We start from the raw sequence: 12,268 nt of genomic DNA, 5'->3' as shown, positions 1-12,268 counted from the left end.
GTAACGCCGATGGTAGTGTGGGAATTTCCCATGTGAGAGTAGGTCACCGCCAGGTAGGTATAGAGAGAAGCCCGAGCAGAAATGCTCGGGCTTTTTGCTTATGGTAAAAGCTGATACAATTGAAGTCAGTAGAACTTAAATCATTTTTTAATAACTTCAATGACAAATTTTTTATCATCATTTATTTTCTCAATAAATACAACCTTACCTATTATTATCTTGCTTTGTTTAGGAAAACTGCTAGGAAAATGTCGCATATTAGACGATGCATTTTCTGAAAAATCCATGAAGCTTATTTTTCATTTAACCTTACCGCTTTTGCTTTTCTTCAATATTTATAATGGAAAAATTGAATATTCAAACCAATTTGATCTGATCTTTATTGCAATAGTTGGAACAACGATTTTATTTCTCGTTGGTGAATGGCTTGCTGCAAAATTTATTATTGAAAAGCGAGAACGTTGTACTTTTGTGCAAGCCGTATTTCGTGGAAATAATGCGATTTTGGGATTAGCGCTTTGTATTAATGCATATGGTGACGTAGCCTATGTGCCGGCATCTATTTATTCTGCTATTGTGGTTATTTTATTTAATGTTTATGGCGTGATCACGATTACAAGATCTTTATCTTCTGACAAAGTTAATATAGCCAGATTGCTTCTCAATATTCTTAAAAATCCATTAATTATTGCGATTATTTTAGGCTTAGTGATGAATTATGTTGAAGTTTCATTACCTAAACCCGTTCGTGTTACAGGTCAGTATTTGGCGAATATTACCTTGCCATTAGCTTTGCTTTGTATTGGCGCTAGTATTCAACTGAATTATAGAGAGAATTATTCTCGAGTGGTAACCTGGAGTGTTGTGGCAAGGCTTGTTATTGCCCCATTATTCATGGTGTTATTAGCGAAACTCATAGGTATGTCGGGTATGGAATTAGCCATTATTTTCTTAATGACAACAACCCCATTAGCAACCGCAGCCTATGCGATGGTAAAAGCGATGGGCGGCAATGGCACAACAGTTGCGAATATTATAGGCATCACTACGATTGGGGCAATGCCACTTTCTTCCTTAGGGTTAATGATACTGATGCAGTTAGGGTGGATTTAGAATAAATAAAAAATGAACCGCACTTTGTTAATCTAAAGTGCGGTTTATCTTTATTTTACTCGAATTCTTAAACCAACCACATTTTCATTTAGGCGTTCGCTAATTCGTGCGGTTTCCACACAGATCATCGTTTTATGCCCATCTTTGCTCATATTGCTGGTTTCCTTATGCCAAGGGTTCCATAGGACAATTTCAGAAGCATTTTCATGAATAATTTCAATGGTGCGATTGTTCACCTTATCAACAATGATATTACAGTCATTGGCTTGGTAGATACATTCTACATTTTCTGTAATCACACGAGTATCAGAGACCGTTTCTTGCTGTTGTGCCAAGACATTAAATGCCGTTGTTGGCAGTTGTTGTATTTCTGTTTTTGTGATATCTCCGATATTGAAGTAGGTATGCAAAGCTAATTGTGGTTCTTTTTCAATACAATAATTGGTAAATTCAATATGAAATTCATCGCTGAAGGTCATTTCAATATGAGCAATATCTTCGGTATTTTCTGTTTCTAAAAGAAAATTAAGATGAGCTTCATTGGGTTGAATATCAAAACTGACTAACTGCCAGAGTTGTAAACGTGCGTAACCATGCATTGGTGTTCCAGCTTTGCCAAACCATGGGTAGCAAATAGGAATCCCGCCTCGAATAGCTTCTCCTTTGTTAAAGGGTTCAATGTCACTGAGCCAAATAACATCCTGAGCGGTATGTATTGGTTTCCAGCTTAATAATTGCGCGCCTTGTAATGAAATTTTAGCGGTACCAATGGGATGATTAAGTTCCAACACAGGAATTTCATTATATTGAAATAAGGCTAACTCAGGGGCTAGTTGCTTGATTAATTTTGTTTCCATAAGATTTTCCTTCCTAAAGTTTGATACAATGTATGCACTATAAATGATTTTAATATTTAAATGTGTGATCAACCGCAAATAATAAAAACTTTTTCAGAAACAGGTGAATTAAGCCAACATATTAAGGGCTTTCGTCCGCGTGCGGAGCAACTTGATATGGCAAAAGCTGTTGGAAAAACCATTAAAAATAAGACCGCACTTGTGGTTGAAGCAGGGACAGGTACAGGAAAAACCTTTGCCTATTTAGCCCCTGCTTTGTTGGCGAAGAAAAAAACCATTGTTTCTACAGGATCTAAGAATTTACAAGATCAGCTTTTTAATCGAGATTTACCTGCGATAAAAAAAGCCTTGGGCTATTCAGGTAAGATTGCCTTGTTGAAAGGACGGGCGAATTATCTGTGTTTAGAGCGATTAGATCAGGTGATTGCGCAAGGCGTACTCGGTGATAAATCGGTGTTGGCTGATTTAGCCAAAGTCCGCAAATGGAATAACAGCACCCAATCAGGGGATTTGTCTGAATGTACGGACTTGGCAGAAGACAGTCCTATTTTACCACAACTGACCAGCACTACAGACAGTTGCTTAGGTTCCGATTGCCCTAATTATGCGGATTGTTACGTAGCGTTGGCACGTAAGCGTGCGCTAGCGGCGGATCTTGTGGTGGTCAATCACCATTTATTTTGCGCAGATATGGCGGTGAAAGAAAGCGGGTTTGGCGAACTTATTCCACAAGCGGAAGTCATTATTTTTGATGAAGCGCACCAACTTCCGGATATTGCCAGCCAATATTTTGGGCAATCACTCACATCACGCCAGCTGTTTGATATTTGCAAAGATATTAATATTGTGTATCGCACCGAATTAAAAGACATGCAGCAATTGGGAATTGCGGCGGATCATCTGCAAAAAATGGTGCAAGATTTCCGTTTATTATTAGGCGAAGGAAGTCAACGTGGAAATTGGCGTGAATTATTGGCACAAAGTGCGGTGAAAAAAGGGTATGAAATCTTAAAAGAAAAATTAGATTTTATGTCCGATGTGATTAAATTAGCTTTAGGGCGTTCGCAAACTCTGGATAGTATTTTTGAACGCATTGCTACGGCAAAAAATCAGCTGGTACGCTTGGCGGATACATCCATCACAGGTTATTGCTATTGGTATGAAACCTTTAATCGCCAGTTTGGCTTAAATATTACGCCGCTGACGGTGTCGGATAAATTTGGTGAGCAAATGCATGCGAAGGAAGCCGCTTGGATTTTTACTTCGGCAACCTTGGAAGTAGGGGGAAGTTTTAGGCATTTTTGTGAACGTTTAGGCATTGAAAATGCGGAACAAAAAGTGTTACAAAGTCCCTTTAATTACCCTGAGCAAGCCTTGCTTTGTGTGCCACGATATTTGCCGAGCAGCAATCAAACACATACCTTAACAAAGCTCGCGGAGATGTTGCTTCCAATTATTGAAGCGAACAAAGGACGTTGTTTTGTGTTGTGTACGTCTTATCTTATGATGCGCGGATTGGCGGAGTATTTCCGTGAACATAGTCAGTTGTCGATTTTATTGCAGGGGGAAACATCCAAAGGCAAGTTGCTTGAACAGTTTGTTCACGAAGAACATAGCGTTTTGGTGGCAACTTCGAGCTTTTGGGAAGGGGTGGATGTGCGTGGTGACGCGCTTTCGTTGGTGATTATTGATAAATTACCCTTCTCATCCCCGGATGAACCCTTATTAAAAGCCCGTATTGAAGATTGTAAATTACAAGGCGGCGAGCCTTTTAACGATATTCAAATTCCTGAAGCCGTGATTGCCTTAAAACAAGGCGTAGGGCGATTAATTCGTGATGTCACCGATAAAGGTGCGGTGATTATTTGCGACAGTCGTCTAGTCAATCGTGCTTATGGCGAAACCTTTTTAAAAAGTTTACCTAATGCAAAACGTACCAGAGATTTAGGTAAAGTGATTGAATTTTTACAACATTTACAGAATTAAATTATGAACAATTTAACCTTATTAGCTATTGATACTTCAACGGAAGCCTGTTCTGTTGCGTTATTGCACAAGGGCGAGAAAACTGATATTACAGAAACCGCAGAGCGTAGTCATACTAAACGCATTTTGCCGATGGTGGACGAAATTTTGTCGCAATCAGGGCTCCATCTAAAGCAAGTTGATGCCTTAGTCTTTGGTCGTGGCCCTGGTAGTTTTACCGGGGTCAGAGTGGGTGCCGGTATTGCACAAGGATTGGCATTAGGCGCCGATTTGCCTGTGGTTGGTATTTCAAATTTAACTGCGATGGCACAAGCTGCCTATGAGCAATTTCAAGCCACACAAGTGATTACCGCGATTGATGCGCGTATGAATGAAATCTATTTTTCCCAGTTAAAAGCCGAAAAAGTGCGGTCTGAATTTGGGGAGTTTTTGCAATGGAATGAGATTATTGCAGAACAAGTGGGCGCGCCAACGCGTTTATTGGAACAGCTTACCGCATTACAAGGTGAATGGGCAACGGTTGGAACAGGTTGGGCAGCTTATGACGCGTTACAATTCCTGGGTCAACATACCTCAATTACGTTGCCATCAGCACGATATATGTTGAGTTTGGCACTGCCGATGTGGTATCAAAAACAAGTGATCAGTGCAGTGGATATTGAGCCTGTTTATTTGCGCAATGAAGTGACTTGGAAAAAATTACCGGGTCGCGAATAGCGAAGAATTTGTGATAATCGTCACTCAGGGGGAACAATGAAAAAAATATGGTTATTTTTAACCGCGCTTTTATTGACCGCGTGCGTTAATCCGCCAAAAGGCTTGGAAAAGGATGAGTTTACCATTCAATCGCTAAAGAAAATTGAAGCGGATGATTATCTTTGCAAATGTAAAAAAGTCCGTTTAGCGGGAAAAGTGATTTCAGCAACTGCCTTGAAAACACAAACTCAAGTGGAAGTAATGAGTTTGCCTGTAGCAAGTTTTTCGGCAAAACCGATTATTGACGCCCAAACAGACGGACGATTTATTGTTAATTTAACGGGCTTTGTAGATCCTGCGGGCCTAAAAGATCAATATATTACGGTGGCCGGCACGTTAGTTGGCAAAGAAATGGGTAAAATTGATCAGGCGGATTATGAATTCCCCCTTATCCAAGCAACTGCTTACAAACAATGGAAGCAACGCCAAGAATATGATTATGATGACTATTATGATCGGGACTGGGATGGTTATTACTATGGCAGGTTTGGTTGGGGCTATCCGCGAATTTTTGGGCGATTCAGCTTGGGATACCCTGAACCTAAATTGCGTACGGTATTGTATTAATGATATAGTAACGCACAATTTAATTGTGGTCTTATTCGATCATATAGGAAGGCATTCATGGAAAAAATCTGGCATCAAAATTATCCCGAAGGGGCGGCAAGAGAGATTGATACACATAAGTATAATAATCTTCTCGATATGTTTGACAAAGCCGTAAGGGAACATCCTGATCGCCCCGCGTACATTAATATGGGGCAGGTGCTGACATTCCGTAAGTTAGAAGAACGCAGCCGAGCTTTTGCGGCTTATCTTCAAAATGAACTGAAATTAAAGCGTGGCGAGCGTGTGGCATTGATGATGCCCAATTTATTGCAATATCCTATTGCGATGTTTGGTGTATTGCGAGCCGGCTTAATTGTGGTCAATGTAAACCCACTTTATACACCGCGAGAGCTGGAACATCAATTGCAAGACAGTGGCGCAAAAGCCATTGTGGTGGTTTCTAATTTTGCTTCAACTTTAGAAAAAGTGGTTTTTAATACGGATGTGAAACACGTTATTCTCACTCGAATGGGCGACCAGCTTTCTTTTGGTAAGCGAACGCTCGTGAATTTTGTAGTGAAATATGTGAAAAAACTGGTGCCGAAGTATAAATTACCGCACGCTGTGACCTTCCGTGAAGTACTGAGCATCGGTAAATATCGTCAATTTGTACGCCCGGAACTTTGTCGTGACGATCTCGCCTTTTTGCAATATACAGGGGGAACCACTGGTGTGGCAAAAGGGGCAATGTTAAGCCACGGCAATTTGATTACCAATATTTTACAAGCTAAATGGATCGCAGAGCCGTTTATCGGTGACCATCGCCGTGAACGCAAAGCGATTTTACCGTTGCCGTTGTATCATGTTTTTGCGTTAAGTGTGAATGCGCTTTTATTTGTAGAACTGGGCATTACCGCGGTTTTAATCACCAATCCACGAGATATTAATGGCTTTATCAAGGAATTAAAACGCCATAAATTCGTTGCGATTACCGGTGTGAATACCTTGTATAACGCCTTGTTAAATAATGAAAATTTCAAAGAAGTAGATTTTTCTGCGTTAAAACTATCCGTGGGTGGCGGAATGGCGATTCAGCAATCGGTGGCAACACGTTGGCACGAATTAACAGGCTGCAATATTATTGAAGGCTATGGTTTAACGGAATGTTCCCCTTTGGTGGCTGCATCGAATGTCAATAGTCTTATCCATGACGGTTCCATTGGTTCGCCAGTGCCCAATACGGATATTCGCATTGTGAAAGATGACGGTACAGAAGCTGAACTGGGCGAAGCCGGTGAGCTTTGGGTAAAAGGCGAGCAAGTGATGAAAGGTTACTGGCAACGCCCTGAAGCAACTGCAGAGATTTTACGCGATGGTTGGCTTGCCACGGGCGACATTGTGAAAATGAATGATAAAGGCATTATGCGCATTGTGGATCGTAAAAAAGATATGATTTTGGTGTCAGGTTTTAACGTTTACCCGAATGAAATCGAAGATGTGGTTATGCTGAATTATAAAGTCGCTGAAGTGGTGGCAATTGGTGTGCCGAATGAAGTTTCCGGGGAAACCATTAAAATTTTTGTGGTGAAAAAAGACGATAGTCTAACCCGAGAAGAATTGCGTAACCATTGTCGCCAGCATCTGACAGGCTATAAAATTCCACGAGATATTGAATTTCGTGATGAGTTGCCTAAATCCAATGTGGGCAAAATTTTACGCCGCGTGTTACGGGATGAAGAGCTGGCAAAATATTCTTAGTTTTAATCAAAAGTGGGCGATATAGCCCACTCTTTTTTCTATTCGTATTCCTATGATAAAAGAACTCAAAAATCCACCGCGCTTTAATTTGATTACGGACAACGAGAGCTTAAAATCCGCTTGCCAACAGGCTGTTCAAAAAGCGGTTGTTGCGCTGGATACTGAATTTGTGCGAATTCGCAGTTATTACCCTAAATTAGGGCTAATCCAACTTTATGACGGAGACAATGTAAGTTTAATCGATCCCACTGAAGTGACGGATTTTTCGCCTTTTGTGGATTTGCTGGCGGATAACAAGGTGATCAAAGTGTTACACGCTTGCTATGAAGATTTAGACGTGTTTTTTCATCATTTTCAACAATTTCCCACCCCTATGGTGGATACGCAAGTGATGGCAAGTTTTCTTGGCTTTACCACTTCGGCAGGTTTAGCCACCTTAATTCAACATTATTTTCAACTGGAATTGGATAAGGGAGCGGCGCGAACGGATTGGTTGGCGCGTCCGCTTTCGGATAAACAGTTAACCTATGCCGCTGCGGATGTCTGGTATTTGCTTCCTTTGTATCAAAAAATGGCACAAGATTTGGCGCAAACGCCTTGGCAAAGTGCGGTGCAATTTGACTGTGATTTGTTGGTGGAAAAGCAGCAAAAGCCTAAAAATCCGGAAAAGGCGTATTTAACTATCCCTAACGCTTGGCGTATGGAAAGGGATGAATTAAATCGATTGAAATTATTGGCTAAATGGCGACATGAAGAAGCTATCCGCCGCGATTTAGCATTGAATTTCGTTATTCGTGCCGAAAATCTTTATGAAGTTGCCAAAATTCAACCTAAGCATACGTCTGAATTGTTGAAGTTAGGATTAGATCCTAATGAAGTGCGTATTCATGGTAAGAAATTATTGCAGCTGATTGAGCAAAGTAAACGCATTGATGAAAAGGAATATCCACCTAAAATTCAACGTTTAAACGAAGATCCGCGTTATAAGAAAACCATCAAAGCATGGCAGCAAAAGCTCAAAGAAATTGCGCCAACGGATCTTGCTCCAGAAGTGATTGCCGGCAAACGAGATTTAGAGCGTTTAATGAAATGGGTATGGTTGAAAAATAAAGATTCCCAAAATCTGCCCGAATTAATGCGCGATTGGCGTGAACCTTTTGGTAAACAGCTGCTGTCAATGATTGAGGCTTAAGGAAAAATCCCCGAGCCTTGGATAAAATCGTTTGCAATCCTTCGGGGCTTATTGCATAATACGCCCACTCGCGAAGAGCGAGTTCAATGGGAACCTTTTCGGTCTCTCGCAATGGTGTCTGGTTTACTCGGTCAGGTTCGGAAGAAAGCAGCCAAAGTCAGAATTTCCGTGTGCCGAGAATTCGCTGGGAAGGTTCCCGCCCTTTTTCTGCTTGTCTTATTGCTAAATTCGTTCCATTAATCCTTTCAAAAAGCCTGTTTTCTGTTGCATTAATTGAGCAAAAGCCCCACTTTCTACCAGTTCACCATTGTCGATCACCAAAATTTGATCAAACTGTTCAATTGCGGTTAAACGATGGGTGACCATAATCATCGTTTTTTCTTTGGCATGTTGTAAAATTAACTCAAGCACAAGCCGTTCCGTTTCGCGATCTAATCCTTCCGTAGGCTCATCCAACAACAAAATCGGTGCATCACTTAATAAAACGCGCGCCAATCCTAAACGGCGTTGTTCACCGCCCGAAAGTGGACGACCGCCATCGCCAAGCCATTGCTCCAAACCTTGTGGATCATCCAATAGTTTTTCTAAGCCAACGGCATTTAATACCGCCACCATTTTTTCATCAGATAATACGGCATTGTTTGCAATTTGTAAGTTTTGACGCAATGTGTCGCTAAATATATGTACGCGTTGGGTCAAAAAGCACATTTGCTCACGCAATGTTTTTTCCCTATAAGCAGAAATAGCTTTTCCGCCAAGCAAAATCTCACCTTGCGTTGGATCATAGTTTCGCACCAAAAGCTGCAATAATGTGGATTTACCGCTGCCTGTTTTGCCTAAAATTGCCACTTTAGTCCGATGTTTAATTTGCGCATTGAGCTGGTTTAACGCCATTTCATGGCGTTCAGGATAGTGGAAGGATAGATTTTTTGTCTCAATCAAAACTTCGGAAAAATTGACCGCACTTTCAGTGCCGTTAAATTGCACCAATGGCGTTTGTTCAATAATATCCGTGACTCGTTCTGCGGATGCGATCACTTGCCCAATATGCAAAAATGCCGAACCGATAGGCATTAAAATCTCAAAGGCCGCCAATGCTGACATCGTAAATAAAGCAATAAATGCAAAGCGGTATTCGTCAGCGCCAAAATCCATATTGGCCGCGAGCCACAGGGTTATCACTACTAATAAACCGTTGGCAAACATCATGAGTGCGGTGGAAAATCCGCTTAAATTGCTTTCACGTTGTTGTAACTCTTGCCATTGTTTTTCTGTTTGCCGGAGTTTTTGCTTTAACTTATCTTCTGCGTTAAAGAGCAATAATTCCGCTTGTGCTTGGATAAATTCAACGAATTGCTCGCGATAAAGGGCACGAGACCGGGTTAACTGCGAGCCAAATTTATTGCCAAGGCGATAGAAAACCGTTGGGATAGTGAATAATAAAAGGAATAAGGTTGCGCCAATAAATAACGCTAACGGCACACTAAATAAGCTCAGGGTTAACGTCATTAAGGTAATCACCACCACGGCACTGATAAAAGGCGCAATAAGGCGTAAATAAAGGCTGTCTAAGGTATCCACATCCGCCACCAAGCGATTGAGCAAATCGCTGTTGCGATAGCGGTTAAGAACAGAGGGTGATAACGGGATGATTTTGCTGAAAATTTGTACGCGTAATTTAGCCAGTACCTTAAAGGTAGCATCGTGCGTCACTACTTTTTCAAAATAACGTGCCACCGTGCGCCCAATGGCTAAACCACGTACACTGGCGGACGGATAAAAAAAGTTAAACAGCGAACCGGCACCCGCAATGGCGGTAGCGGCTAAAAACCAACCTGATAATGTCAACAAACCAATACTTGCTGCTAAGCCTGTAATCATCAGAATTGTCCCAATGATAATGGAGGTTTTAGCGTGTTTGAATTGTTGGATGTAGGGGAGTAGTGAGCGCATTTATATTTATCCTTTTACCGTATTTCATTTTAACTATTGAGTGAATTATTTTCGCCTGTGGCGAGTTACTTTCTTTGCTTGTACAAAGAAAGTAACCAAAGAAATACACCCCGACTTCGCTGCTTTTCCTCGCTTATTTGAAATTTTTTTAACGCAAAATTCCAGAACTCGCTTCGCTCAAACATACTGAATTTTGCTAAAAATTTCAAAACGCTCGGGCGACTCAGACGGGGAAATATTCATCAGGCGTTGTTATTATGTGATTTGTAATTTATTAATACATTTAAATATTACTTAATATCCTGCCCACGTTGCGCCAGTAATTCTGCAAAATAGCCTTGTTCTTTTAATTCTTCAAATTTACCTTGCTGCACAATTTGTCCTGCTTGCATGACCAAAATTTGGTCGCATTGTTTTAGATCTTCAATGCGGTGGGTGATCATCAAGGTGGTTTGCTGCCGGCTGACTTGGTTGAGTGCCGTTAGCACTTGATTTTCGGATTTGGCATCAAGACTTGCAGTCGGTTCGTCTAACAGTAATAAATTTCCCTGACGCAATAATGCACGCGCTATGGCTAAGCGTTGCGCTTGCCCCACAGAAACCCCTATGCCGCCATCGCGAATTTGGGCTTCTAATCCCATTTTATCGGTAAATTCTTTGGCGTTAGCTTGTGTCAGCGCGGTGTTGATTTGCGCATCGGTGGCTTGAATATCGCCTAATAAGAGATTTTCTTTAATGGAGCCTTGGAGCAATAAAGGATTTTGCCCAACCCAAGCGATTTGTTTGCGCCATTGGCTTAAATCCGTTTGATTGAGTTCAACGCCGTTGATTTTTAAGCTACCTTGATAAGGTAAGAAGCCCAGCAATACATTCATCAACGAAGTTTTTCCTGCGCCACTTTGTCCCACCAGTGCGGTGTGATTTTGTTCGGGAATATGGAACGTCAAGGCTTGTGTTAAAGGTTTTCCCTCAGGCGAAAGCACCACAAGATTTTTTGCCTTAATTTCTACCGCACTTTGTGCAGGAATTTGGGCTGTTACTTGTGATTGTGCAATTTGATAATCATAAGCTAAAAATTCTTCAATAGCGTCAGCCGCACCAATGGCCGCGGCACGATCGTGGTAATAGGTACCTAAATCGCGCAACGGTTGATAGAATTCAGGGGCAAGGATCAAGCAGAAAAAGCCTACAAAGAGCGTCATTCCAGTGCCAAATTGCCCGAATTCGAGCTGTCCTAAATAACTAAACCCGAAATAAACCGCCATAATGGCAATGGAAATAGAGGTAAAAAATTCTAATACCGCGGAAGATAAGAACGCCATTTTTAGCACATCCATGGTAGTTTCACGGAAATTTTCTGTAGATTTTTCAATGTGTTGGGTTTGTTCTGAAGTGCGGTTAAAAAGACGCAAGGTTTCTAATCCACGCAAACGATCTAAAAATTGCCCGCTGAGTTGCGCCAGTGCGGTCATATTTTGTTGGCTTTTATCTGCCGCGGCAATGCCCGCTAAGATCATAAAAATCGGCACAAGGGGGGCGGTGCAAAGCATAATTAGCCCGGCTGCCCAGTTAAGGGGGAACACTGCAATTAAGATAATCACCGGCACAATCGCAGATAGCATCTGTTGCGGTAAAAAACGGCTGTAAAAGTTATGCAGATTTTCCACCTGTTCCAACATTAAGGTCGCCCAGCTTCCCGCGGGTTTTCCTTGAATAGTGGCAGGACCTACCGCATGAATTTTATTGAGAATTTGCTGACGGATAGATTGGCGTAATTTTTGACCGCACTTAAAACCGATTTTTTCCCGCGCATAAAGCATAACAGCACGTAACGTAAAACAAATGAATAAGCCGATAATTTCAGGCAATAACGTGTTTCTTGGCGTTTGTAGCATTACAAATTGATTTAATAAATCCGCAAGCAGCCACGTTTGCACAATTAAAATAAGTGAAGATAGCGTGGCTAATCCAACATTGAGACTCAATTCTTTTTTGATGAGTTTTTGTTGCGCTCGAAGCCATTTGAATAGGTGTTTTTGGCGTTGTTTTTTCATGTTTAACGGGCTTGATTTAGGTGGTATTCGGCGGCAATTGTATTTATTGT

Annotated in this window: 9 protein-coding genes and 1 other RNA gene; 7 read left to right on the top strand and 3 right to left on the bottom strand. The window is 41.4% G+C overall.

Features of this window, described 5'->3' with window-relative positions:
* Nucleotides 1–159: 159 nt before the first annotated feature.
* Complete coding sequence (locus E7T07_RS09670) at nt 160–1,113, top strand: AEC family transporter (protein ID WP_135710939.1); 954 nt, start codon at nt 160–162, stop codon at nt 1,111–1,113.
* A 50-nt stretch (nt 1,114–1,163) separates the two neighbouring features.
* Here E7T07_RS09670 and E7T07_RS09665 read toward each other — a convergent pair whose 3' ends face one another.
* Nucleotides 1,164–1,970, bottom strand: a complete 807-nt coding sequence (locus E7T07_RS09665; protein WP_135710938.1) for a D-hexose-6-phosphate mutarotase — start codon at nt 1,968–1,970, stop codon at nt 1,164–1,166.
* A gap of 60 nt (nt 1,971–2,030) precedes the next feature.
* On the opposite strand from E7T07_RS09665, the gene yoaA reads away from it, so the two are divergent.
* The 6 genes from yoaA (at nt 2,031) to ffs (ending at nt 8,405) form a co-directional block, all read left to right on the top strand.
* A complete protein-coding gene (yoaA, locus tag E7T07_RS09660; protein ID WP_135710937.1) occupies nt 2,031–3,956 on the top strand; it encodes a DNA repair helicase YoaA in 1,926 nt (641 codons plus the stop codon).
* 3 nt (nt 3,957–3,959) lie between these two features.
* Nucleotides 3,960–4,673, top strand: a complete 714-nt coding sequence (tsaB, locus tag E7T07_RS09655) for a tRNA (adenosine(37)-N6)-threonylcarbamoyltransferase complex dimerization subunit type 1 TsaB (protein WP_135710936.1) — start codon at nt 3,960–3,962, stop codon at nt 4,671–4,673.
* A gap of 36 nt (nt 4,674–4,709) precedes the next feature.
* On the top strand, nt 4,710–5,279 hold the full coding sequence (locus tag E7T07_RS09650; RefSeq protein ID WP_135710935.1) for a Slp family lipoprotein: 570 nt from the start codon (nt 4,710–4,712) through the stop codon (nt 5,277–5,279).
* 57 nt (nt 5,280–5,336) lie between these two features.
* Nucleotides 5,337–7,019 carry a long-chain-fatty-acid--CoA ligase FadD gene (gene fadD / locus E7T07_RS09645; protein WP_135710934.1) on the top strand — a complete coding sequence of 561 codons (1,683 nt, stop codon included), beginning with the start codon at nt 5,337–5,339 and terminating at the stop codon, nt 7,017–7,019.
* Between the two features lie 52 nt (nt 7,020–7,071).
* On the top strand, nt 7,072–8,211 hold the full coding sequence (gene rnd, locus E7T07_RS09640; RefSeq protein ID WP_135710933.1) for a ribonuclease D: 1,140 nt from the start codon (nt 7,072–7,074) through the stop codon (nt 8,209–8,211).
* A 95-nt stretch (nt 8,212–8,306) separates the two neighbouring features.
* Nucleotides 8,307–8,405: signal recognition particle sRNA small type (gene ffs, locus E7T07_RS09635), an RNA gene on the top strand.
* A gap of 28 nt (nt 8,406–8,433) precedes the next feature.
* Here ffs and cydC read toward each other — a convergent pair.
* Together cydC and cydD are read right to left on the bottom strand one after the other, a co-directional pair.
* Nucleotides 8,434–10,164 (bottom strand): heme ABC transporter ATP-binding protein/permease CydC, encoded by a 1,731-nt coding sequence (cydC, locus tag E7T07_RS09630; RefSeq protein ID WP_135710932.1) that lies wholly within the window; start codon nt 10,162–10,164, stop codon nt 8,434–8,436.
* A 290-nt stretch (nt 10,165–10,454) separates the two neighbouring features.
* Complete coding sequence (gene cydD, locus E7T07_RS09625; RefSeq protein ID WP_135710931.1) at nt 10,455–12,218, bottom strand: heme ABC transporter permease/ATP-binding protein CydD; 1,764 nt, start codon at nt 12,216–12,218, stop codon at nt 10,455–10,457.
* Nucleotides 12,219–12,268 lie beyond the last annotated feature (50 nt).

Origin of the sequence: Actinobacillus porcinus (assembly GCF_901764995.1) — a bacterium.
Taxonomy (GTDB): Bacteria; Pseudomonadota; Gammaproteobacteria; order Enterobacterales; family Pasteurellaceae; genus Exercitatus; species Exercitatus porcinus.
The sequence above is the reverse complement of the archived record's forward strand: the minus strand, read 5'-3'. Positions and strand labels throughout refer to the sequence as shown.